This is a genomic window from Shewanella sp. GJ50-10, assembly GCF_055808815.1.
Map to the genome: position 1 here is coordinate 2,366,249 of NZ_JBVVSS010000001.1, position 22,177 is coordinate 2,388,425.

Genomic DNA, 22,177 nt, shown 5'->3' on the forward strand with positions numbered 1-22,177 from the left:
GATAGCGATGAGAATCTTAGCTCTCAATGGTATTGGTTGTGTTGGCAGTATTGATTTTAATCTTACGTGCCTTTAATGCTTCTGGGATTTCACGTACCAGTTCAATGTTTAATAGGCCATTTTCTAAACCTGCGCCAACCACATTTACGTGATCTGCTAACTGGAACGTACGCTCGAACCCACGCTCAGCAATACCTTGATGTAAATATTTACGCTCATCGTTTACTGCAGCAACTTTACTACCTTTGACTAATAACTTGTCACCTTCGCTTGTGATATCAAGTTCGTCCATAGTAAAACCTGCAACAGCCATTGTGATGCTATAACGGTTTTCACCTAGTAATTCGATGTTGTATGGAGGGTAACCAGTGTTACCATTTTGCACTGCGGCGTGTTCTGCCATTTTAGCTAAACGGTCAAAACCAATCGCACTACGATAAAGAGGAGTTAAATCTGGAGTTAAGTTAAATTTGCGCATGTTCATACCCTTGTCTAAAGCAATATGTTAAAAAATAATATGCCATTTTTGGCGGTTGTCATTACCCTTACGGCGTAATGTAAGTTAAACCCTCTATTGAGCGTGCCTAACTTATAACTAGATATGAGAACGATATTTTTGTTTTCAAGTAAATTTCTAAAAATAATTTGATACTTTTATCATTTAAAAATTAAAATCGCATAAATACAATAACTTAACGCATTTAACATTTTAAAATAAAAAGGGAAATCTTTCGATTGCCCTTCTGTTTTATCTATTTTACCGATCAATTTGATATCTAAATTAGTAGATGCTGCAGCCTAAACTACTCTTCGACTGTTCAAATTTAAGCTCACCATTTGGTTCATAATCAGCGATGTTTATCTGCTGCTTCTGCTTGATGTAATCATATAGCTCAATGGCATCAACATAGCCTGCTTCTAAAATATTAATCTTCGGGTAATTGTCACCGCCTGCCGCACTAAAGCTTGGGATCGAGAAAGTGTATTGAGCGTTTATATCAAAAGGCTGATTATTAATACTGTGTATCTCAACATCTTGATCGCGACATTTAACCGTCATATCGATACCGTAAAACTGTGCATAGGCGCCACTTGTTCTGGTGTTGGTAGCGACTTTAGATAAGTATTTAATTAACTTTTCACCAGACATTTCAGCTAAACCGATCGTATTTGAAAACGGCTGCACAGTTAGCACATCACGATAAGCGACTTTGCCAGCTTGAATAGAAGCACGCACGCCACCGGAATTCATAATACCGAAATCGGCACGAACCTTTTCACTGTGCACTTTAGCAATTAATCGACCTAAGTTAGTTTGCTGCGCACGAACCACTTTGCGATCACCTTGTAATAAGCCATCCACACGACCAATGATCACATCAAGTTCTGCACTGCCCTTTTCTTGATATGGAAGTAAAGCAGCTTCTACTTCGGCATTTCGCTCTATAGGTTCAGCAACCGGCCAAGCTAACTTCTTACCAAATGCCATTCGTTTTAAGTTAATTGGAATTAACTGATAATCAATTAAATATAGCTCGCCATTAATATACTCAAAATCTGCACGACCAACATAACGGCCCCATTCATGCGCTTGCATAATAAAGGTGCCATTTTGCTTATCTGGGCGACATGAATCTCCAGGCATAAAGCGCGTATCATATTCGCTGTTACGACCACTCATACACACAGGGTTTTGAGAGTGGCCACCAATAATGGCATGTAAATCACCTTCATTTAGTGCTCGAGCCATAGTGACATCACCGGGAGCATTGCTACCAAACTCACCGTTTTGATAATGCCCCATATGCGTTGCGGCAAACACTAAGTCAATGTTGTCATCCGCTTTAAGTTGCGGTAACAGCTTTTTCATTTCTTCAATGGGATTGGTAAATAATAGTGACTCCGTATGTAACGGGTTAGTCAGCTTTGGCGTATCGTCAGTCGTTAAACCCACTACAGCAATGTTGATATCACCCAAATTAAAGACTTTGTAAGGCTCAAAGTAACGCTCATTGGTCTCTTTACGATAAATATTGGCTGCAAGCATTGGGAAATTAGCTAATTCAGCTTGTTCATCTAACACTGACAACGGGTTATCGAACTCATGATTACCGACAGCCATTGCATCATAGCCAATCATGTTCATGCCAATAAAATCAGGAACGGCTTTTTGTAAGTCTGATTCTGGTACACCAGTATTAATATCACCACCTGATAGAACTAAAGTGTGCCCACCTTCTGCTGCGACCTGCTTGCGAATGCCATCAATTACCGTAAAACGCGCAGCCATACCAGCTTCACCCGCTTTATTCTGCCAAAAACGGCCATGGTTATCATTGGTATGCAGCACCGTGAATTTAGTGCAATTGTCATCTGTACAAGTTGGACGTTGTTCGCAACCGCTTAATGTAAGGAGGCTAATTGTGGCAACTGCCAAACTTAAGGTTAGTGATACCACTGACCTTGGCGGAATATTTATTATCATTATTGTATCCGTAATCTATCTGCGTTCTTAGATGTTAAATCTTGATGTATTTTACATATTCACATTAACCGTCAAATATATTAACAAAATAACATCATTACATGTCATTTTTTTGAATCCAACTCCTTAAATAACAATAGTTTAATATATAAAAATAAGGTTTGATTATGCATAATTTAGAACACACCACAATTACCCGAAGACTTACTAGACAAACAAAAAAGGCTCAACAATAGTGTTATTAAAAACACTATTGTTAAGCCTTTTATTTCATAACTATTATTGCTGATATTGAACTATCAACAATAGTATTCAATTATTCCACTTACAAAACAATCATCGAATTAACTTACTTGCGATCCACTGACCAATCTCGTTTAACTGCTCTGGAATAACACTGTGAGGCATTGTGAAAGTTTTCCAATTTGAAGCATATCCTGCTTTTTTCAATGCATCATATGCCATTTTACCTGCAAATAATGGCACTACTTCGTCTTGCTCACCATGATGTTGCAATAAAGGCGTATTAGCATTCGCGGGATGTAAATCGTCAGGTAAGTTTTCACCTGCCGGTAAGTAACAAGATAAAGCCATAATACCTGCAAGCTTGTGCTCAAAACGTAAGCCAGTAAATAAGCTCATGACACCGCCTTGACTAAACCCTGCCAGAATAATGTGTTCAGCGGCAATGCCTGCTTCTATTTGCTCATGAATCAGCGCCTTAACTGCTTGTTCTGATTCTAATACGCCATTAATGTCCGCACGGTCGTGTAAGTCCATACTTTTAATATCGTACCAAGAGCGCATGATATAACCGCCATTGATCGTCACCGCTTGTTCAGGTGCATGGGGAAAGATAAAACGTATCGAATGGTTTTGTGGCAAACCTAATACCGGTACGACTGGCGCAAAACCTGCCCCTGAGTCTCCTAGGCCATGAAGCCAAATAACACAGGCGGTTGCGGCATTGGTGGGTTCAATTGTAATACGTTCAAGTGCTGTAGGCATTATCCAATCTCTTATTGATTTTTGCCGCTATCTTACCCCAAAGTTTTTAATGAGTTAACCTTTCACTTAAACGGGCTTATAACAAAACTCTAGTAGTACAAAACAAAAAAGGTAGCCGAGGCTACCTTTTAATCTTCCTTGAATCGAATTAACGATTATTCTGCACAACTACCAACTAAAGTACCATTGCGGTAGAAGTTTAACTGACCATCTACTGGAGCATAATCTTCTGCACTGATCTCAGGATTAGCTACAAAGTATTCACGGAATACTGCTGCATCAGTTAACTGAGTATCAATGTAGTTAGGATGTTGATTAATCACAGGGTAATCATCACCACCAGCAGCACTAAAGTGAATTAGTGAGAAGGTGTAGTTTTCTTCTGCATCAAAAGCGCGACCACCTAAAGAAGCAATATCAACAGTGCCAGCGGCACAGTCAACGTCCATTGCAACTTTATTTAATTGTGGGTAACCGCCACCAGTTTTAATTGCGATGTCAGCAAGATAGCTTTCGACTTCTGTACCTGTCATTGTTACATAAGCAACAAAGTTACCAAATGGCTGAACAGTCAACACGTCACGGTAAGAAATATCACCTTCAGCGATTGATGCGCGAACGCCACCTGAGTTCATCACACCAAAATCAGCAGTAACATTGAAGTTTTGAGTAACGAATTCTGAGTAAGCCGTAGTTAACAAATTACCTAGGTTTGTTTGCTCAGCACGAACAACCTCGCGGTCACCTTCTAACTTGCCGTCAGTGTATGAAATAACCACATCAAGCAATTCTTGGCCTCGTTCTTGATATGGTTTCAACATATCGTAAACAGTTTGATTCTTCTCGATTTCTTCAGTAATAAAGACTAAATCACCGTTGTCATCTTTTTCTTTCAAATTGATCGGAATCAAAGAGTAGTTTGCTAAGGTTAACTCGCCATCCATGTATTCAAAATCAGCACGGCCAACGTACTTACCCCACTCGTGGGCTTGCATGATGTAAGTGCCGTTTTGTTGATCAGGTTTACATTCATCTCCAGGAGCAAAATCAGCGTATTCGTCACCTTCCATACATACTGGGTTTTGTGAGTGACCACCAATGATTGCGTGTAATTGACCTTCTTCTACAGAGCGCGCTAACATCACATCACCAGCGGCTTCAGTACCGTGATTACCATCTGCATAATGACCCATATGCGTCACAGCAAATACCATATCAACTTCTTCGTTCGCTTCGATTTCAGCTAATACTTTTGGTAACTCAACTTGTGGATCAGTAAACTCTAAGTTATCAACATTTTCTGGGTTAACAATTTTTGGTGTATCAACGGTTGTGAAACCAATGATAGCGACTTTAAGACCGTTAATTTCAAATACACGGTATGGCTCAAAGTAACGCTCTTCAGCATTTTTATCGTAAATGTTTGCAGCAAGCATTGGGAAGTTAGCAAGAGTCGCTTGCATATCTAACGTGCTTAACGGGTTATCAAACTCATGGTTACCCACTGCCATCGCATCGTAGCCAAGTAAGTTCATACCGACAAAGTCAGGGATAGCTTCTTGCATATCAGATTCTGGAACACCTGTATTGATGTCACCACCTGATAATAAAATGGTTTCGTTGCCACGACCTTCGACTTCTGCGCGAATTTGATCAATGACAGTTTTACGTGCTGCCATACCGTATTCACCATCGCTGTTTTCCCAAAAGCGACCGTGGTTATCATTGGTATGAATGACGGTAAAGCTAGTACAAGCATCACCCGCTGCTTCACATGCTGTTTGATCTTTATCATCGTCACTACTACAACCAGACAATGCTGCAATGACAGCTGTAGCCACTAATCCTTTGTATAATGTATTTTTCATGATCTAACCCCTAATCAATATCTTTATTTTATTATCGAGCTACCCAGCTCTGCGCAGAATGGTAGCAAACACTGGACTAGTTTCATGTCATTTTTATTACAAAACGTGACATTTAACCCATTAACAACAATACGTTACACTAATTATTACATTAACAACAAAGACAATGTTTTTGGGACTAAGCATTAGCATGCTCGTTAATTAAAACAATCAGTTAAAAAGTGAGTTAAGCCTTTATTTATGCAAACTATAAATCGAAACAGGCCTTCAAATAGATTGTCTTTTTATACGAACATCCACAAAAAATCTCACAATTGGAGCTAAGTCACAGTTTGACTTTTTCGCTACATGATGTAGTCCGCTTTTACTTAACGATCAAACCATTTCACTTAATCGAATGAAACGAACAAATTTATGAGATTTTATTCGATTTACTTCATGGTTATGATTAACTTTTAGCATTAAAGCGCAGGGGTTAACATGGGTTTATTACAGAATGGTCAGTGGGTTGATCAATGGTATGCCACGAAAGAGAATGGCGGTAAATTTCAGCGTGAAGATGCGCAGCTTAGAAACTGGGTGACAGTTGACGGTGAAGCAGGCCCTGCAGGCAAAGCTGGATTTAAAGCTGAATCAGGTCGTTATCATTTATATGTTTCACTGGCCTGCCCTTGGGCTCACCGTACTTTGATTTTTCGACAATTAAAGCAACTAACCAATCATATTGATATCACTGTGGTTGAGCCACATATGCTATCAAATGGCTGGGAATTTAAAGGACCAAAACAGTCACCCACAGCTCACCCTATTGTCGGCTCTCAAGTCGATCCCTTGTTTAATAAAGACTTTATGTATCAGATATACCAACAAGCGATCCCCGATTACAACGGTCGCGTAACTGTGCCGGTTTTATGGGACAAACAGCAAAATATTATTGTGAGTAATGAATCGTCTGAAATTATAAGAATGTTCAACTCGGCATTTAATCATATTACAGGTAATGAAGCTGACTACTATCCAAAGCAATTACAAAGTGAAATTGATGCTCTCAATGACATTATTTATGCCAATATCAATAATGGTGTATATCGTTCAGGCTTTGCTACAAGTCAGCAAGCTTATGAAGAGGCTATATATCCGTTATTTGAAACCTTAGACACGTTAGATAAACGACTTAGTCAGCAAAGATACTTAACAGGTAGAGATATCACCGAAACTGATTGGCGATTATTTACCACATTAATACGATTTGATTGTGTATACGTTGGACACTTCAAAACCAATCTACGTACGATTGAATCTTACCGACATTTATCAGCTTATGTACGGGATTTATATCAGCATCCAGGTATCGCAGAAACCGTTAATTTCGAGCATATCAAACAACATTATTATTTCAGCCACCAGCACATTAACCCAACTCAAATTGTTCCCGCAGGCCCTATTCTTGACTATATGCTCCCGCACCATCGAGCTAGCTTATAAACACCAATTGCACTTGAGAATGACGTTACTCAGGTGCAATACCAATCACTTCTAATACTTCATAAAATTGTTGGTTATTGTCGAGCTGAATACTCCAACGCACCGCACCCGCATCGGCGATAAGTAATAACCTGTCAGCAATACACTTGAGGTCATCAACCATTGCAGTTAATACAATATTATTCACATTTAAACGGCATTGCACTTCAAAAGGTGTGACCACTAATTTGCCTTGTGAAAATTCAATAATCATTAATATATTTCCGAATTAACAGAGCTGAAAACAAAAATCCCAAGTGAGATTCACTTGGGATCAAAACAAGAACCTGGGTTTAAACAGAAGCTTATTTTCACTTATTAATAGTCACTTAAATATTGATTATTAATCAATATTAGTGCTGATGACCGCCTTCACCATGAGAATGGCCATGGGCAATTTCTTCATCAGTTGCTTCACGAACCTCAACAACTTCAATATCAAAGGTCAATTCTCGACCTGATAAAGGGTGGTTAGTATCGATGGTTGCCATAAACTTACCAACTTTAACCACTGTCACTTGGCGCTGGCCTTGTTCAGTGTTAACAATTGCAGGCATACCCGCTTTCCATACTTTAGCGCCTTGCAGGTGCTTAACAGAAACGCGCTGCTCAGCTGCTTCCATACGTTCGCCGTAAGTAGCTGCAGCTGGAGGTGTCACGCTAAATTTGGCACCAGCTTCTTTGCCTGTAATCGCATCTTCAATACCTGGCATCATGTTGTCATGGCCGTGTAAGTAAGCAATAGGTGAACCACCTTCATTAGTCTCAATCACTTCGCCTTTTTCATCACGAAGCGTATAGTTGAAACGTACTACCATATTATCTTGAGCTGTCATCGAATGTCCTTAATTTACTTCGATTTCAATAATTGCCGCAGCTTAACAAATCGTCTAACAAGCTGCCAGCAAAAGCCGTATTTAATCGGCTTTTGCTGTTTATCTGAGGTATAGAGCTTGAGGAGGTATTAACCGTTATCGAGTGAGTGTTTGGGTTTTGCCCTCAATTACTCACTTAAGGTCATACCAAGAGCGGTAAAGGTTTTTTCATCAGGGAAACCATCAGCAACAAGGCCTTTACTGCGCTGAAAAGCTTGTACACCAGCTATCGAGTTACGTCCTAATACGCCATCAGGTTTGCCAACATCAAAACCTAACTCATTGAGTTTTGCTTGCATGACTTTAATATCACTGCGGTTAAACATGCCGTGTTCTGGAGCACTGACTGCCAGAGGGGCTGCACCATTAATTCGGTCAGCTAAATGCCCAACGGCAATAGCGTAAAACTCTGAGCGATTCCAGCGCATAATCACGTCGAAATTGTCATAGCCTAAAAAAGCAGGTCCCGTATGGCCAGAAGGCACATACAATGATGCTTCCATATCTGGCGTCGACAGCGCTTTACCACTGGTTTGAGTGATATTAAGTTCTGACCACTTAGTTAACGGTTGCGGATGTTTACGACCTAAATATTGATAATCGTAATTTTCAGGTAGGCTCACTTCCCGTCCCCAACGTTCGTTAGGCTTCCAACCTAATTGTTGTAAAAAGTTTGCCGCAGAAGTTAATGCATCTGCAGTACTATTCCATAAATCCACTTTGCCATCACCGTCGCCGTCAACAGCATACTTAGCGTAATTGGTTGGCATAAATTGGGTGTGCCCCATGGCGCCAGCCCAAGAACCCACCATAGTTGAATCGTCAAACTGATATTTTTCTTTAAGCTTTAACGCCTGCATCAACTCATTAGTAAAATAGTCACTGCGGCGAGGATCACATGCCAATGTAGCTAACGAATTGAGCACTGACATTTTCCCTTTATAGCCACCAAAATTGGTTTCTAACCCCCAAAAAGAAATAATATATTGTCCAGGAACACCATATTTAACAGTTAACTTGTTTAATAACTCACGATTTTCAGCTAATAAACGGCGCCCTTCTTTGACGCGCCAATCAGTCACGCGCTTATTAAAATAATTACCAAAAGTTTGGCTAAATTCAGGCTGCTGGTTATCAAGTTCAATGACGCGAGGAATAAATTTAAGGTTGGCAACGCTAGTATTAATGGTTTGTTCAGATAAACCTTCACTGCGTGCTTTGATTTTTAGGTTATCAACACATTGAGAAAAATTGTCAGGCGCTGCAATAGATTGAAGACTTACAAAGCAACTAGAAAGTAATAACACTGACTTAAAAACTGGGGATACTTTAACACTCACCATATATGAATACTTCTGCAAATAATGACTGTTGACATCGTGACTGATAGCGATTCAGGAAACAAGAGCCTTTAAGTCTTAAATATTGAAAATATGTGTTTATAAGGTTAATTTCAGTTCATGTTTAAATTGATGTTGTCACATTAGCTTAATAGTGTTTTGTATTGATTAGAGTTACCGTATAATCGTCACGTTAATTGAATTCATCAAAGAGACTAATCATGATTGAACAAACCCCTGCTGTTACAAGCTTTATTGAGAACGTTAAAGAACATCAAGTCCTATGGGGCTTAGCGGATGAAACGGGCGAAGGTTGGGTTGTATGTGACTCTTCTGAATTCGAAGAAACTGATGTAATGCCTTTATGGTCAACAGAATCTGCAGCGTCAAGCCATTGCACAGAAGAGTGGGCTGAATACAAAGCTGTTAAAATCAGCCTAAATGAATTTTTAGAATACTGGGTTGGTGACTTAAACGAAGATGGTGTTTTAGTCGGTTTAGATTGGATTGCAGATGAAGAATGTATCGAAGTCGATCCTATCGTTTTAGCTAAAGAATTAGTTGATGTAGAAGCTGAATAATTCTTTAAATACAATTCGTTAATCACATTATTCCTAAGCAATCAATGTGAGCATAAAACGGTTAATTGAAATAAAGCTGCATTGAGGAATCGTATCTATTGCGAAACTCGGCAGCTTTTTTATTGAATCATATTTTATTAAGTACAGATTGATTAAGGGTCTTTTGTGAATCATTTACCCCCATTAGTTGAAATCCCTTTTGATCTCCGCCATCAATGTTGGTTTTGCGCCGAGCCGTCCAATGATGTATTCAGTTATTATGCAAAACCTAGTACGCCCCACCCCTCACTCACATTGCCTGCTTGTACGGAATGCGCACGTTTAGCTAAAAAGAACTTGCTCACATCAATTTGGGATTGCCGTGATGCCGTGAAAGATGACCTAATGCGGATTTATCACAAAGATTTAGCCATAGGAATTAATTGGACTGAAGAAGAGCTTGAAGAGTCAGGTTTTGATTGTCGAATTCTTTCAGGCTTTAAAGAAAGCGCTTGGATGATGTACAACATCGCTAAAGGCCGGATAAATGCGAAAGGTTGGCCATTAGTACTGAATGCGGTGGATATAGAGCAAGGTTACAGCGCTCAATTTGAGTTCGATGGACTCACCTTTAATTCCCTCACAAAAGCGATAAATCATTATTGCGACACGCTTTCACTGAATAAGCATCTGTTATGTGAAATACTGAACATTGTTGGCAAAGAAAAGTTTGCCTATGCAATTAGGTTATGTCGAATGAACATTGGCATCACCAGGGAACATCAAAAGTTATTGTTGCAGCAGGTTCAAGAGGAATTCGAACAATAACCATCGAAGCACCTAGATTGAAACTATACACAGAAACTATTCACAGAAACTAAAAAGGCTAATCACTGAGTCATTAGCCTGTTAAGTTTAATAATACATAATAAGAGATTATCAGTGTTAGCCAAGTAATGCTTTTAAACGTGTTTGCACCACACCGACTAATAAGTCGGGCTGGAATTTTGAAATAAACTCATCACAACCGACCTTCTCAACCATTGCATGGTTAAAACTGCCACTGAGCGATGTATTAAGCGTAATAAATAATGACGACATACGTTTATCTGCTCGAATTTCTGACGTTAGTTTATAACCGTCCATTTCTGGCATTTCAGCATCCGTTATCATCATTAATAACTCAGAGGCCACGTCTTTGCCTTCATCAGCCCAGCGTTGCAGTAAATGTAAAGCTTGTAAGCCATCTGAGGCTTCTATAATGTCGATACCTAATTGACTGAGCGTATCCCTAACCTGCTTTCTTGCTGTAGATGAATCATCAACAATAAGCACTTTTTTACCTGGCATATGCTCGGCTAAATGTTCATCTAACACGCCATCAGATAAGCTAATATCATAATCAATAATCTCAGCTAGCACTTTCTCGACATCGATAATAGAAACCAAACGCTCGACGTTATTATCTTGCAGCTTCGTGATGGCCGTCAAATAGTTATTTGCCCCTGCAGATTTTGGCGGCGGCATGATGTCGCTCCATGTCATATTGACAATGTGCTCAACCTTACCCACTAAAAAGCCCTGCACGCTACGGTTATACTCAGTAATAATCAGATTACAGTCTTCAGATACTGGCATTGGGCTAAAACCAATCGCCCCTCTTAAGTTAATCACTGGAATTGACATGCCGCGGATGTTGGCCACGCCACTAATATTATTATTACTACCAGGCAAGGCGCTTAAGGGCGGTAACTTAACCACTTCTTTTACTTTAAATACATTAATCGCAAATAATTGAGTTGCACTAATTTTGAACAGTAGTAATTCCAAACGGTTCTCACCCACTAGTTGGGTGCGTTGATCTACAGTATCAAGAACTTTCTTCATTATTATTTCTCAGTTAACTCAACATCGATTTTCATTAAATTATAAGATGATTTAGCGCTAAAAACTGCAGCCTTTATCTAAAACACTCAGCTAATTGTTTAAAATATTGCCAAATAGTATGCAAATTCTACAATCCTTTATTGATACAGATCTTATCGGCTGAGTTCCACGTATCATTAGTTATTAGATTTAAAATGTAACCTTAGCAAAGTCTTTGGCTTACTTAAGAAATGTTAACTATCTAAATAATAATTTACTTACCTACTGCCCATTTATTAATGAACTGCTTTAAAGGAAATAAGATGCACAAACAATCAATTAAAATCATCGCTTCTGCTTTATTACTTTTATCTACCAGTGCCTGCACTATGCTAGACACTAAAGTTGAAGTGGTTGACGACTTTAAATTAAACAATTACCTAGGCACATGGTATGAAATCGCTCGATTAGATCACTCATTCGAACGAGGCCTTAGTCAAGTAACAGCAAGTTACTCTGTAGAAGGCGACAAAGTAGTCGTGATTAATAAAGGTTACTCAGAAGAAAAGTCTGATTGGCAGCAAGCTGAGGGTAAAGCCTACTTTATTGAGTCAGATAATATTGGCCGATTAAAAGTCTCTTTCTTTGGTCCTTTTTACGGTGCATATCAAATTCATGACTTAGTATCAGATGAACAAGGCGATTACCTAGCATCATTGGTTATCGGCCCTAATAATGAATACGCTTGGATACTTGCACGTAACAACACACTACCTGCTGATATCAAACAGCGTTTTGTCAGTAAAATGGAGCAATTAGGCATTGACCAAGAACAGCTGATTTGGGTAAAACAAAACTAAATTGTAAATAGTGATCATAGCGTGACTCAACTTCGTATATATAGTTGATTTAATAATAAACCTTGTCTCGATATTTGAGTCACTCATCATATAGGTGCAGTTATGATTTTACCCTTATTTCCGCTTTCAATTTGTTTATTGCCCCAAGGCTTTACGCAACTAAGGATTTTTGAGCCTCGCTATAAACGTTTAGTCACTGAGTCGCTAAAATCTGGTGATGGATTTGGCCTATGTATGCTAAACAGCAATAACGAGCTTATGCCTATTGGCACTTGGGTTCATATCATAGATTTTGAGACATTAGATGATGGCCTGCTCGGGATCAGTATCCAAGGTCAGCAACGTTTTAAGGTTAATGACGTTTCGATTGAAGACGATGGACTCAAACGAGGGGATCTCAGTTTAATCCCTGACTGGCCAAGCATTGATATTGTGCCAAATCAACAATACCTAAGCGAAACACTACAACAATTACTCGAGCAATACCCAGCGCATTTATCTCATTACAATAAAAGTGATTTCGAAAATATCTCTTGGGTTTGTCAGCGTTGGCTAGAAATCATGCCTATTACAGCAGAAGAAAAATACCAATGTATTAATAGCCACAACCATGAAATGACTCAGAATTTAATCTCCAGCATCATTAAATAATGATGCTGTTAGTTTTTACTTAAATAAATATCAGCCTTACTCAGCTAATTCATAAAAACTTGAACTGAAAATCGACAAAGAATAATTACAGCGTATCGATAATCTATCTATTTCTTATAAATCTTCAATCATTATGATCTTTTTCTCAAACCGCCGCGTACTAACCAATAAGTGACATATTGATGTTGTGAGTCAAAGCTGTTTACGCATGACGATACAATCAATAATGTTAAGTCTTTCTTGAAGCTTTCTATTTTGAGACTTCTTTTGACAATGCGAGCGAAAATAAATGGAAAATTTTCAATCACAACCTATAAAAAATCGCTATGATAAAGGCATGTTATCTAAAAATAATAATGCAAAACATAGTGCTATGAAATCAGAAGATACCAGTGACAACGAAGCTCAATATCTTGCCGAATTAATGCAGCAAGTTGCCAACCAACGTAGTAAAGCCGCCTTTGCTAAATTGTTTGCCCACTTCTCACCTAAAATTCGAGCCTTTGGCGTGCAAAGATTAAGTCAACAAGGCTTAGCAATGGATTTGGTTCAAGAAACCATGACCCGTGTTTGGACCAAAGCCCATTTATATAATGCTGACAAAGCGGCAGTAAGTACTTGGGTGTTTACGGTAATGAGAAATCAGTGCTTTGATATGCTGCGTAAAGTGCAAAATAATCGTGAAGATGCTTTTGGCGACGACATCTGGCCTTTGTTTGAGTCTGACGAAAGCGATGAAACAGATAACGACTTTAAGCTGTCAGCCACTTTACTTAAACATGTAGAAGACCTACCCCCATTGCAAAAGCAAGTTGTTCAAGGGATCTACATGCAAGAACTGACTCAACAAGAACTGTCAGATAAATTAAAAGTGCCCATCGGCACAGTAAAATCAAGATTAAGACTTGGATTAGAAAAGTTAAAAGGCTTCATGGAGAAACATTATGATTAAATATCACCCAAATCAGGATTTGTTAACACTCCATGCCCAAGGTGAATTACCACTATCGCTTTCGATAGCAGTTTCGGCACATTGTGAGCTGTGTTCTGAATGTGCAGCCAAGTTAGCCTCGCTTACTCTAGCAGCGACTGAAGACAGTTTTACCTTATCTGCAATTAGTTCAGATGATAGCCAAATGAACGCTGAGCTAGATTCAGACTTAGAGGCATTACTGGCTGATATGATGACCGACGACAATTTAGATGTTGCTGACAGCTCACAACAAACAAACTCAACTGTCTCTAATATCGATATCACTGTTAAAGGACAAGACTACAGATTACCCCGCGCCTTCAGACAGCAAGTAGCTAATCAATGGCAAGGAATTGGTAAAGTGAGTCGCCTACGTTTAGATACTGGTGAAATCAAAGCCAGGGCAAGTTTGTTACACATTGCTGAAAACGGAGAGATACCGCAGCACAGTCACAAAGGTGAAGAGTTAACTTTATTACTTGCTGGTGAGTTTAGCGACGAATATAACACTTATACCGCAGGTGATTTTATGGTGCTTAATAGCGAACATGAGCACAGCCCTAAAACAGTTGAAGGCTGCTTGTGTTACACCGTAGTGGATGCGCCATTGTACTTCACTAAAGGGATCAGTAAGTTACTCAATCCAATTGGTGAATTGATTTATTAATTCAATAAACACCAACTAAAGTATTGTCAGTGTATTAATGACCTATACTAAGGATCTAAAAATCCAACGTTTATGGTAATTATTGCGCTGACTTTACACTTTTTGGTGAATTAGCATGCAAAAAAAAGCTAATTAGCTCACCTTTTCGTCTGAAACTGTTTTATTTTGAAAAAAATGTATTGCCATATAAAAAATATACGCATATTATCCTTTATGTTATTAAGTTAACTTGTATTTATTCGTTTACCCTTCTGTTAGTCATAACCGCAACTGTAAACCCACACTACAAGTCATCCTGCAAAGTTAAACATTGTCATTAGTTTGTCATATGCCTATGTTCAACTAATCAAAGCAAGTATGTTGGCGATTAAAAAAATTAATCTATAAGCCTACTTGTAAGTGTAATGAGCACAACTAACTTAAGCACACACATTAGCTTCAATAAGCACAAACTTACGCAACACAACTGCTTAAGGATATTTATTGTTATTACTTACTCACCATAAGGTGAAATTTTAAACAAGGAGTGTGGCATATGTCATACAACATTAATGGTCACGAAATTACAGTTAATTTTCCTGTAAATTCAATATCATCAAACAAAAACTCAATAGCTTTTACTGACAGCCAAGGTAAAACTAAAACAACTTTTTCAAAGCGCACAGAAGCGTTAAAGTTCATGAAATGGTTGATTACGGCTAACAAGTAACACTTTCTATAACGCTTGCGTTATTCATTTGCTCAGTTACTCAATAAACATCGCTTCTCGGTATTTCATCTCACACTATACCGGACGTTTATTAGAACTGAGCAATATGAAAAGAACTTTCCTCTTTCAATCCCTTTATATTAATACTTCACTTTTACTCTTCTTAAATACCCTTTTTAATCTAGCTTCAACTGACGCTCAATCAGCCATACTTTCTTTTATATCTAGCCAGCATACTTGGGTTACCCAGCTGTCCACCTTGATGCAAATACATCAATGGCAATGAACTGTCGATTTGAGGCTCTACGCCTTGGTTTGTCAGAAAATGTTCTAGCATAATAAAACCCACAGGGTCATATAGCAGTTCAAATTCAATTCCGGTTTCACACGCTCGTTGCCACATTTCATAGCATTGGCGATTCAATTTGCCGAAATGGTATTTAGTGCCATTTGAAATTATTCTTGGGTGATAAACACTAATGTCAGTCAGCTGATTAAATTGCAGCTTTAAATAATCATCACCACCTACACAGCTACATGTCAGTACATTCACTTTAGGCTTGTTAGTACATGTCTGCTTAATAAAAAAACGCTGGAGGAATAAAGCGGTAGTACCGGTGCCTGAAGGCAGAAATAGATTTAATTCAACATGATTGTGCAACTGCGCCCAATCTAAAATTTGCTTGCCGAGTTGTTCAAGTCCAACAGAGGCATACTCACAACGGCCCCCTTCAGGAATGTATAACTCATTTTCCAATCCGTTTTTAGATAAACTCACCACATATTCTTCCAGTGACAAGCTTTGTTCTTCTTTACTATATTCAGAGCCGCTAATATTTTTAAAGCTGCTAGCATTTTTAAAGTCAGTGGCATTTTCAAAGTCTTTAGCTTGCAGCTTGTCTATTGCAGATTTCTCTATGATATTGGCGCCATTATTTAATGCGGCAAGGTAATTGCCTTGAGGATTTTGCTCTAAGTAATCAGCAATATGATCGACATAATAATCAAGTTGCCAACCACGCATTTTAGCCAGTACAGCGAGTGAATGGAGCGAATTGGCTTGGGCTGAGCCGTAACCTACTACTTTACTGATGTGTGGGAAATCATTAGCTAGAAAATATTGAAACTTACGTGCTTTATTACCGCTAAAATCGGGATGAATGAGATCATCTCGTTTCACAAATATTTCTCGACCAGCAAACATCATTGACTCGACAGGAGTTGCAGCAAACATAGCTTTTCACTTGTAATTTCATTTATAAACTTGAAGGAGTATTTTACCTAATAAATAGTGAAAACCGCTATATCTAACTTTTACACTCTGTAATTTAAATAGTGTTAAAAGCTTAACCCTCCTTTAATAACTCAAATAAAAATTAAAATATACACTTTTTAATCAGCCACTTAAGTCAAAAACTGGTGACTCTCAACTTTGTTAATCCATATTGGCATATTTCTCGCTTATCAGTATATAGGTTAACGTTCAGGTTAATAATCAATTCAATCGAAATTAAGGGATTATCAATGTCAGTGTTGAGATTAATATTTAATATTGCATGGTTCATCATGGGTGGGTTTGTGATGGGGCTTGCTTGGTGGCTTGCGGGCATCTTATGTTTTATCAGTATTATTGGTATTCCTTTTGGCCGTGCATGTTTCGTTATTGGTGAAATGGCATTTTGGCCATTTGGTCAAGAAAATGTAAACCGTAAACACCTTTCTGGAATAGAAGACTTTGGTACTGGCCCATTAGGTATGGTGGGGAATGTGATTTGGTTTCTATTCTGTGGAATATGGTTAGCCATTGGTCATCTGACCCATGCATTAGCCTGTTTTGTTACTATTATCGGTATCCCATTTGCGATACAGCATGTAAAACTAGCACTATTAAGTCTTACGCCTATCGGCCAAACCATTGTAGCTAAAGAAAGCTATTAACCGATATAACGCAAAGCGGTTAGCATTAGCTGATAGCTAGACAATCACGAAAAAGGAACTCAATTGAGTTCCTTTTTTATATTCATTTTTAATTACATATTTTTAAATGTCATTGCCGATATTGAGGCATTTACTCAAGAGACAATATGTAATCAAACTCATGCTGAGTAACCGGTTGCACACTAAGTCTTGCTCCCTTGCTAACTAATACCATTTCAGCCAGATTAGGATCTGCTTTTAACTCTGTCAGCGTTATAATACGGCTCAATTTAGCTTTGAATGTCAAATCCACAGCCACCCAGCGAGGGTTATCAATAGAAGATTTCGCATCAAAGTAAGCTGACTTTTCATCAAAAGCACTTTGATCACTATATGGCGCTGACGACACTGTGGCTAAACCCACTATGCCTGGCACTTTACAACTGGAGTGATAAAAAAAACGGTATCGCCAAGCTTTACTTTATCCCGTAAAAAATTACGAGCTTGATAATTTCTGATCCCATCCCAAGTTTCTGTTTGATTTTCGCATTGTGCTAGATCGTCAATACTGAACTCATCTGGCTCAGACTTCATTAACCAAAAGGCCATATCATGCTCCCTCTATGTGGCGCTGTTTATCAAATAGTGCGAATTCTTCTAAAATTAAATCGGTAAATAACTTCCCCGCTCTACCTAGAGGCCGCTCTAGTGTTGAAACAAGTTGCGGCGTAAAACGAAACCGATGACCGCCAACAAAATCAACAAGCGATAATTGATTTGCAGCAAGTTCATCATTAATTAAAAACGCCGGCATCCAGCCAAAGCCTAATCCTTTTAATAACGCATTTTTTTTCATGATGAAACCTGACAAGTAAAACACTTTATCACCGCCAAATTGAAGCTCATCGCGCTGCTGTGTCGGCGCTGAATCTTCAATGGTAAGTTCAACGTGCTGTTGTAATTCAGTTAAACTGATTGATTGCTTAGTAGCTAACGGATGCTGTGCTGAACAGACTAATAGACTTGTAACTGTGGGCAACTGTTTAGCTGAGAAATATGGCGCGGCGGTATAATCTTTAACTAACATCAAATCCGCTTTATCTCGCTCAAATCGATGTTGAACTCCGCCTAAAAACTCCATATTTAACTGCACTTTCGTCGGCACATTATGTTCAGACATTCGTTGCAACGCAGTCATAATAGGCTCCATTGGTAGTGCACCATCTATAACTAATTCAAGCTTTGGCTCCCAGCCATCACTAAAGCGACTAGCTAAGTGTTCAATATTGGATAAATGCTGCAGTAATCGTTGGCCTTCAGCTAAAATAACCTTTCCTTCAGGGGTTAATTCGGCTCGGTATTGATCTCGGTTAAATAATTGCACCCCTAAGTGCTGCTCAAGCTTTTTCACTTGATAACTTACGGCTGATTGAGCCTTATGCAAACGCTCAGATGCTTTAGCAAAACTACCTTCTTCTACAAGTACTTGCAGAACATTGAAGGCTTCAACATCAATTTTCATATATCCCTCACACTTAGGCGCTGTCCAATTGCCGTGACACTATTGTAAACAAACCAATACCATCTAAAAAATTGATTAAGTTACGTAGTTTATTATTCTTTTTTTTGTTCATTCTAGCAACTAAATTGATAACTAGATCACAAAGTATTTGATTCTATTGCGCTAGAAACACTAACAATAACCGTGCAACAAGCTAATCAAGACTTATCAAATGAGTAAATAGGGTTAAGGAGTCAGTATGCCTTTTTATGTTCAGCAAGGTCAGATACCTGCTAAACGTCATATCGCTTTTAAGAAAGAGTCAGGCGAGTTGTACCGTGAAGAGTTATTTTCGACCCACGGTTTTTCAAATATTTACTCCAATAAATATCACCATAATATGCCAACGAAGGCGTTAGATGTCGCTCCATACTCACTAGAGCACGGTGAGGCTTGGCAAGATTCATTAATTCAAAACTATAAACTCGACTCTCGACAAGCTGACTGTGAAGGTAACTTTTTCAGTGCGCGGAATAAGATTTTTTATAATAGTGATGTGGCGATGTACACCGCCAAAGTCTCTACAGATACTGCTGAGTTCTATCGTAATGCATATGCTGATGAAATCGTATTTGTGCATCAAGGTGAAGGTAAATTACTCAGTGAGTATGGTGAACTAGACGTTAAACAATGGGATTATTTAGTGATCCCTCGCGGTACCACTTATCAGCTTAAATTTAACGACTACGAAAATGTTCGTTTATTTGTTATCGAGTCATTTTCAATGGTTGAGGTGCCCAAACATTTTCGTAATGAATATGGCCAGATGCTCGAGTCAGCCCCTTACTGCGAGCGAGATTTTAGAACGCCAACCTTAACAGAAGCAATTGTTGAACAAGGTGAGTTCCCTCTTGTCAGTAAGTTTGGTGATAAATATCAAGTCACCACGCTTGAATGGCACCCTTTTGATCTTGTTGGCTGGGACGGATGTGTTTACCCGTGGGCGTTTAACATCACAGAATATGCGCCTAAAGTGGGCAAAATTCATTTACCTCCTTCTGATCATATTGTCTTTACTGCAAACAATTTTGTGGTGTGTAACTTTGTGCCTCGTCTGTATGACTTCCACCCTGAGTCAATACCTGCACCTTACTACCATAACAATATCGATAGTGATGAAGTGCTGTATTACGTCGACGGTGACTTCATGAGTCGAACGGGGATTGAAGCGGGTTATATGACACTGCATCAAAAAGGCGTCCCTCATGGCCCACAACCAGGTAAAACTGAAGCCTCGATAGGCAAAACAGAAACCTATGAATATGCCGTAATGGTAGACACCTTTGCGCCACTCAATTTAACCACTCATGTTAAAAACTGCATGAGTGACGACTACAACCGTTCATGGATTGAATCATAAGCAACATTTTGATTCAGCTTTAACCGATTAAAACGTCACCAAAGAGTGACGCTCAAAGCAAATAAAATTAAGGAAAACACAATGGCGAGCGAAACAAACCCACTTGGTCTTTTAGGCATTGAATTTACAGAATTTGCCAGCCCAGACACTGATTTTATGCATCAAGTGTTTATTGACTTTGGTTTTTCTATGCTTAAAAAAGCAAAAGCAAACGATATTGTTTACTACAAGCAAAACGATATTAATTTCTTACTGAATAAATCTAAGCAAGGTTTCTCAGCAGATTTCGCTAAATCTCACGGCCCTGCAATCTGTTCAATGGGCTGGCGTGTTGAAGACGCTGAATTTGCCTTTAACGAAGCGGTAGCACGTGGCGCAAAGCCAGCTGATGATGCAGCTAAAGATATGGCCTACCCTGCAATTTATGGTATTGGTGACAGCTTAATTTATTTTATCGACGTATTCGGCGAAGCGGAAAATATTTACCTTACTGACTTTGAAGATTTAGCAGAGCCAATGATTGTTGAAGAGAAAGGCTTTATGGAAGTCGATCACCTCACCAACAATGTTTATAAAGGCACTATGGAAAAATGGGCTAATTTTTATAAAGACATTTTTGCCTTTACTGAAGTTCGTTATTTCGACATCAGCGGTGCACAAACAGCACTAGTTTCATATGCACTTCGTTCACCAGACGGTAGTTTCTGCATTCCGATTAACGAAGGTAAAGGCAACAATAACAACCAAATTGATGAATACTTAGGTGAATACAATGGCCCTGGCGTTCAGCATTTAGCATTTAGAAGCCGTGATATTGTTGGTTCTCTTGATGCGATGGAAGGCACAGCAATCAAGACCTTGGATATCATCCCAGAATACTACGACACGATTTTCGATAAGTTACCACAAGTGACAGAAGACCGAGATCGTATCAAGCATCATCAAATTTTAGTTGATGGTGATGATGATGGTTACTTACTACAAATTTTCACTAAAAACTTATTTGGTCCAATCTTCATTGAAATCATTCAACGTAAGAATAACCTAGGCTTTGGTGAAGGTAACTTTAAAGCATTATTTGAATCTATCGAACGTGATCAAATGAAGCGTGGCGTACTGTAAGGCTTAGTATTTGCCTCTTGGCAACACAAAAAAGCCCGTTGCTTAAACAAGCATCGGGCTTTTTTATTTACTAAAATGATATTTCTAGCAATTAAAACGGCACTTCACAGTTGATTTCTAAAGGCTCAAGTGTCACTGGATGGATAAAGCATAAGTAACTTGCGTGTAGTAACAGCCGTGGTGCTAGCGCTTGTGAGTCCTTATTGCAGTATAAGTCACAACCCAGAATTGGATGACCAATATACTGGCTGTGAATTCTTAATTGATGTGTTCGACCGGTTATCGGTTTAAATCTGACTTTCGTGACAGGAGTTAAGTTAGATTTGCCATCATCAAGTACCTGTAAATGCGTTCGTTCAATCACTTCTATTTCTGATAAGGCCGCTTTGCCAGTGTCAGCACAGATTTTCATAAAAGGAAAATTATCAATATCTTTGGCAATTGCTGCATTTATCAGCGCGGAATCTTCTAATTCTTTTGAAACGTGGCCATATAAAGTCGCATGATAATTCTTGATAATCGTTTTATCTTGAAATTGTTTAGTTAATAATCCATTGATTGATTTATTAAGCGCCACCAGCATGATGCCTGATGTACCAAAATCTAATCGATGTACCAAGGTAGCTGTGGGAAAATCTTGAACAAGCCTGAAGTGAACAGAATCTTTATTGAGTGGATTTTTACCTGATAAACTTAACAAGCCACTAGGCTTATTGATCAGCAATATATCCTCATCCTGATATAGAATTGAAATTTTTTCTTTACAAGGTGGAGCAATAAATTCGGTCATTACAGCCATAGAGGATTCAAAAGAAGGACATGGTAATAAAA

At 38.7% G+C, this 22,177-nt stretch carries 22 protein-coding genes and 1 pseudogene; 11 read left to right on the forward strand and 12 right to left on the reverse strand.

Annotated features, from left to right (window positions below; all coding sequences use genetic code 11):
- Positions 1-16: 16 nt before the first annotated feature.
- From AC0L4E_RS09930 to ushA (AC0L4E_RS09945), 4 genes are all read right to left on the reverse strand, one after another.
- Entirely contained in the window at positions 17-478 is a 462-nt protein-coding gene (locus AC0L4E_RS09930) for an Hsp20 family protein (protein WP_473679069.1), read from the reverse strand.
- 303 nt (positions 479-781) lie between these two features.
- A complete protein-coding gene (gene ushA, locus AC0L4E_RS09935; RefSeq protein ID WP_473679070.1) occupies positions 782-2,485 on the reverse strand; it encodes a bifunctional UDP-sugar hydrolase/5'-nucleotidase UshA in 1,704 nt (567 codons plus the stop codon).
- Between the two features lie 336 nt (positions 2,486-2,821).
- Positions 2,822-3,493 (reverse strand): alpha/beta hydrolase, encoded by a 672-nt coding sequence (locus AC0L4E_RS09940; RefSeq protein ID WP_473679071.1) that lies wholly within the window; start codon positions 3,491-3,493, stop codon positions 2,822-2,824.
- A 155-nt stretch (positions 3,494-3,648) separates the two neighbouring features.
- The gene (ushA, locus tag AC0L4E_RS09945; RefSeq protein ID WP_473679072.1) at positions 3,649-5,361 is read right to left on the reverse strand and encodes a bifunctional UDP-sugar hydrolase/5'-nucleotidase UshA; all 1,713 of its coding nucleotides are present in this window, start codon (positions 5,359-5,361) and stop codon (positions 3,649-3,651) included.
- A 480-nt stretch (positions 5,362-5,841) separates the two neighbouring features.
- Here ushA (AC0L4E_RS09945) and AC0L4E_RS09950 point away from each other — a divergent pair, with 480 nt between their 5' ends.
- On the forward strand, positions 5,842-6,846 hold the full coding sequence (locus tag AC0L4E_RS09950; RefSeq protein WP_473679073.1) for a glutathione S-transferase family protein: 1,005 nt from the start codon (positions 5,842-5,844) through the stop codon (positions 6,844-6,846).
- A gap of 25 nt (positions 6,847-6,871) precedes the next feature.
- Here AC0L4E_RS09950 and AC0L4E_RS09955 read toward each other — a convergent pair whose 3' ends face one another.
- From AC0L4E_RS09955 to AC0L4E_RS09965, 3 genes are all read right to left on the reverse strand, one after another.
- A complete protein-coding gene (locus AC0L4E_RS09955) occupies positions 6,872-7,099 on the reverse strand; it encodes a DUF3389 family protein (protein ID WP_473679074.1) in 228 nt (75 codons plus the stop codon).
- Positions 7,100-7,238: 139 nt separating this feature from the next.
- The gene (locus tag AC0L4E_RS09960; RefSeq protein ID WP_473679075.1) at positions 7,239-7,721 is read right to left on the reverse strand and encodes an FKBP-type peptidyl-prolyl cis-trans isomerase; all 483 of its coding nucleotides are present in this window, start codon (positions 7,719-7,721) and stop codon (positions 7,239-7,241) included.
- A 167-nt stretch (positions 7,722-7,888) separates the two neighbouring features.
- Entirely contained in the window at positions 7,889-9,103 is a 1,215-nt protein-coding gene (locus tag AC0L4E_RS09965; RefSeq protein WP_473679076.1) for a lytic murein transglycosylase, read from the reverse strand.
- Between the two features lie 218 nt (positions 9,104-9,321).
- Between AC0L4E_RS09965 and AC0L4E_RS09970 the strand changes: the two genes are divergently transcribed.
- Both AC0L4E_RS09970 and AC0L4E_RS09975 read left to right on the forward strand, forming a co-directional pair.
- Positions 9,322-9,681, forward strand: coding sequence for a DUF2750 domain-containing protein (locus tag AC0L4E_RS09970; RefSeq protein WP_220754162.1), 360 nt, complete (start codon positions 9,322-9,324; stop codon positions 9,679-9,681).
- A gap of 165 nt (positions 9,682-9,846) precedes the next feature.
- Entirely contained in the window at positions 9,847-10,488 is a 642-nt protein-coding gene (locus AC0L4E_RS09975) for a hypothetical protein (protein WP_473679077.1), read from the forward strand.
- A 117-nt stretch (positions 10,489-10,605) separates the two neighbouring features.
- Here AC0L4E_RS09975 and AC0L4E_RS09980 read toward each other — a convergent pair whose 3' ends face one another.
- A complete protein-coding gene (locus tag AC0L4E_RS09980) occupies positions 10,606-11,547 on the reverse strand; it encodes a chemotaxis protein CheV (RefSeq protein ID WP_473679078.1) in 942 nt (313 codons plus the stop codon).
- Between the two features lie 302 nt (positions 11,548-11,849).
- Between AC0L4E_RS09980 and AC0L4E_RS09985 the strand changes: the two genes are divergently transcribed.
- From AC0L4E_RS09985 to AC0L4E_RS10005, 5 genes are all read left to right on the forward strand, one after another.
- Positions 11,850-12,386 carry a lipocalin family protein gene (locus tag AC0L4E_RS09985; protein WP_473679079.1) on the forward strand — a complete coding sequence of 179 codons (537 nt, stop codon included), beginning with the start codon at positions 11,850-11,852 and terminating at the stop codon, positions 12,384-12,386.
- Positions 12,387-12,488: 102 nt separating this feature from the next.
- The gene (locus tag AC0L4E_RS09990) at positions 12,489-13,037 is read left to right on the forward strand and encodes an LON peptidase substrate-binding domain-containing protein (RefSeq protein WP_473679080.1); all 549 of its coding nucleotides are present in this window, start codon (positions 12,489-12,491) and stop codon (positions 13,035-13,037) included.
- Positions 13,038-13,410: 373 nt separating this feature from the next.
- Positions 13,411-13,989 (forward strand): sigma-70 family RNA polymerase sigma factor, encoded by a 579-nt coding sequence (locus AC0L4E_RS09995; RefSeq protein WP_473681600.1) that lies wholly within the window; start codon positions 13,411-13,413, stop codon positions 13,987-13,989.
- The gene (locus tag AC0L4E_RS10000; protein WP_473679081.1) at positions 13,982-14,677 is read left to right on the forward strand and encodes a ChrR family anti-sigma-E factor; all 696 of its coding nucleotides are present in this window, start codon (positions 13,982-13,984) and stop codon (positions 14,675-14,677) included. The genes AC0L4E_RS09995 and AC0L4E_RS10000 overlap by 8 nt, the downstream gene beginning before the upstream one ends.
- A gap of 535 nt (positions 14,678-15,212) precedes the next feature.
- The gene (locus AC0L4E_RS10005) at positions 15,213-15,386 is read left to right on the forward strand and encodes a hypothetical protein (protein WP_102527949.1); all 174 of its coding nucleotides are present in this window, start codon (positions 15,213-15,215) and stop codon (positions 15,384-15,386) included.
- A gap of 202 nt (positions 15,387-15,588) precedes the next feature.
- Here the strand turns inward: AC0L4E_RS10005 and AC0L4E_RS10010 are convergent, their stop codons facing one another.
- Positions 15,589-16,620: a 1-aminocyclopropane-1-carboxylate deaminase/D-cysteine desulfhydrase gene (locus AC0L4E_RS10010; protein WP_473679082.1), complete on the reverse strand. Its 1,032-nt coding sequence runs from the start codon at positions 16,618-16,620 to the stop codon at positions 15,589-15,591.
- Positions 16,621-16,910: 290 nt separating this feature from the next.
- On the opposite strand from AC0L4E_RS10010, the gene AC0L4E_RS10015 reads away from it, so the two are divergent.
- Entirely contained in the window at positions 16,911-17,324 is a 414-nt protein-coding gene (locus AC0L4E_RS10015) for a YccF domain-containing protein (protein ID WP_220754171.1), read from the forward strand.
- 130 nt (positions 17,325-17,454) lie between these two features.
- Here AC0L4E_RS10015 and AC0L4E_RS10020 read toward each other — a convergent pair.
- Both AC0L4E_RS10020 and AC0L4E_RS10025 read right to left on the reverse strand, forming a co-directional pair.
- Positions 17,455-17,912 (reverse strand): annotated as a pseudogene (locus AC0L4E_RS10020) (EVE domain-containing protein).
- 1 nt (position 17,913) lies between these two features.
- Positions 17,914-18,825: a LysR family transcriptional regulator gene (locus AC0L4E_RS10025; protein ID WP_473679083.1), complete on the reverse strand. Its 912-nt coding sequence runs from the start codon at positions 18,823-18,825 to the stop codon at positions 17,914-17,916.
- Between the two features lie 238 nt (positions 18,826-19,063).
- Here AC0L4E_RS10025 and AC0L4E_RS10030 point away from each other — a divergent pair, with 238 nt between their 5' ends.
- Positions 19,064-20,224, forward strand: a complete 1,161-nt coding sequence (locus AC0L4E_RS10030; RefSeq protein WP_473679084.1) for a homogentisate 1,2-dioxygenase — start codon at positions 19,064-19,066, stop codon at positions 20,222-20,224.
- Positions 20,225-20,305: 81 nt separating this feature from the next.
- On the forward strand, positions 20,306-21,346 hold the full coding sequence (hppD, locus tag AC0L4E_RS10035) for a 4-hydroxyphenylpyruvate dioxygenase (RefSeq protein WP_473679085.1): 1,041 nt from the start codon (positions 20,306-20,308) through the stop codon (positions 21,344-21,346).
- Positions 21,347-21,437: 91 nt separating this feature from the next.
- Here hppD and AC0L4E_RS10040 read toward each other — a convergent pair whose 3' ends face one another.
- The gene (locus tag AC0L4E_RS10040; protein WP_473679086.1) at positions 21,438-22,136 is read right to left on the reverse strand and encodes an RluA family pseudouridine synthase; all 699 of its coding nucleotides are present in this window, start codon (positions 22,134-22,136) and stop codon (positions 21,438-21,440) included.
- Positions 22,137-22,177: the final 41 nt, after the last annotated feature.

What these genes read in the sequence shown, in the direction of transcription:
- AC0L4E_RS09930 (WP_473679069.1), bottom strand. Translation starts at nt 478, where the DNA reads ATGCGCAAATTTAACTTAACTCCAGATTTAACTCCTCTTTATCGTAGT.
- ushA (WP_473679070.1), bottom strand. Translation starts at nt 2,485, where the DNA reads ATGATAATAAATATTCCGCCAAGGTCAGTGGTATCACTAACCTTAAGT.
- AC0L4E_RS09940 (WP_473679071.1), bottom strand. Translation starts at nt 3,493, where the DNA reads ATGCCTACAGCACTTGAACGTATTACAATTGAACCCACCAATGCCGCA.
- ushA (WP_473679072.1), bottom strand. Translation starts at nt 5,361, where the DNA reads ATGAAAAATACATTATACAAAGGATTAGTGGCTACAGCTGTCATTGCA.
- AC0L4E_RS09950 (WP_473679073.1), top strand. Translation starts at nt 5,842, where the DNA reads ATGGGTTTATTACAGAATGGTCAGTGGGTTGATCAATGGTATGCCACG.
- AC0L4E_RS09955 (WP_473679074.1), bottom strand. Translation starts at nt 7,099, where the DNA reads ATGATTATTGAATTTTCACAAGGCAAATTAGTGGTCACACCTTTTGAA.
- AC0L4E_RS09960 (WP_473679075.1), bottom strand. Translation starts at nt 7,721, where the DNA reads ATGACAGCTCAAGATAATATGGTAGTACGTTTCAACTATACGCTTCGT.
- AC0L4E_RS09965 (WP_473679076.1), bottom strand. Translation starts at nt 9,103, where the DNA reads ATGGTGAGTGTTAAAGTATCCCCAGTTTTTAAGTCAGTGTTATTACTT.
- AC0L4E_RS09970 (WP_220754162.1), top strand. Translation starts at nt 9,322, where the DNA reads ATGATTGAACAAACCCCTGCTGTTACAAGCTTTATTGAGAACGTTAAA.
- AC0L4E_RS09980 (WP_473679078.1), bottom strand. Translation starts at nt 11,547, where the DNA reads ATGAAGAAAGTTCTTGATACTGTAGATCAACGCACCCAACTAGTGGGT.
- AC0L4E_RS09985 (WP_473679079.1), top strand. Translation starts at nt 11,850, where the DNA reads ATGCACAAACAATCAATTAAAATCATCGCTTCTGCTTTATTACTTTTA.
- AC0L4E_RS09990 (WP_473679080.1), top strand. Translation starts at nt 12,489, where the DNA reads ATGATTTTACCCTTATTTCCGCTTTCAATTTGTTTATTGCCCCAAGGC.
- AC0L4E_RS09995 (WP_473681600.1), top strand. Translation starts at nt 13,411, where the DNA reads ATGAAATCAGAAGATACCAGTGACAACGAAGCTCAATATCTTGCCGAA.
- AC0L4E_RS10000 (WP_473679081.1), top strand. Translation starts at nt 13,982, where the DNA reads ATGATTAAATATCACCCAAATCAGGATTTGTTAACACTCCATGCCCAA.
- AC0L4E_RS10005 (WP_102527949.1), top strand. Translation starts at nt 15,213, where the DNA reads ATGTCATACAACATTAATGGTCACGAAATTACAGTTAATTTTCCTGTA.
- AC0L4E_RS10010 (WP_473679082.1), bottom strand. Translation starts at nt 16,620, where the DNA reads ATGTTTGCTGCAACTCCTGTCGAGTCAATGATGTTTGCTGGTCGAGAA.
- AC0L4E_RS10015 (WP_220754171.1), top strand. Translation starts at nt 16,911, where the DNA reads ATGTCAGTGTTGAGATTAATATTTAATATTGCATGGTTCATCATGGGT.
- AC0L4E_RS10025 (WP_473679083.1), bottom strand. Translation starts at nt 18,825, where the DNA reads ATGAAAATTGATGTTGAAGCCTTCAATGTTCTGCAAGTACTTGTAGAA.
- AC0L4E_RS10030 (WP_473679084.1), top strand. Translation starts at nt 19,064, where the DNA reads ATGCCTTTTTATGTTCAGCAAGGTCAGATACCTGCTAAACGTCATATC.
- hppD (WP_473679085.1), top strand. Translation starts at nt 20,306, where the DNA reads ATGGCGAGCGAAACAAACCCACTTGGTCTTTTAGGCATTGAATTTACA.
- AC0L4E_RS10040 (WP_473679086.1), bottom strand. Translation starts at nt 22,136, where the DNA reads ATGACCGAATTTATTGCTCCACCTTGTAAAGAAAAAATTTCAATTCTA.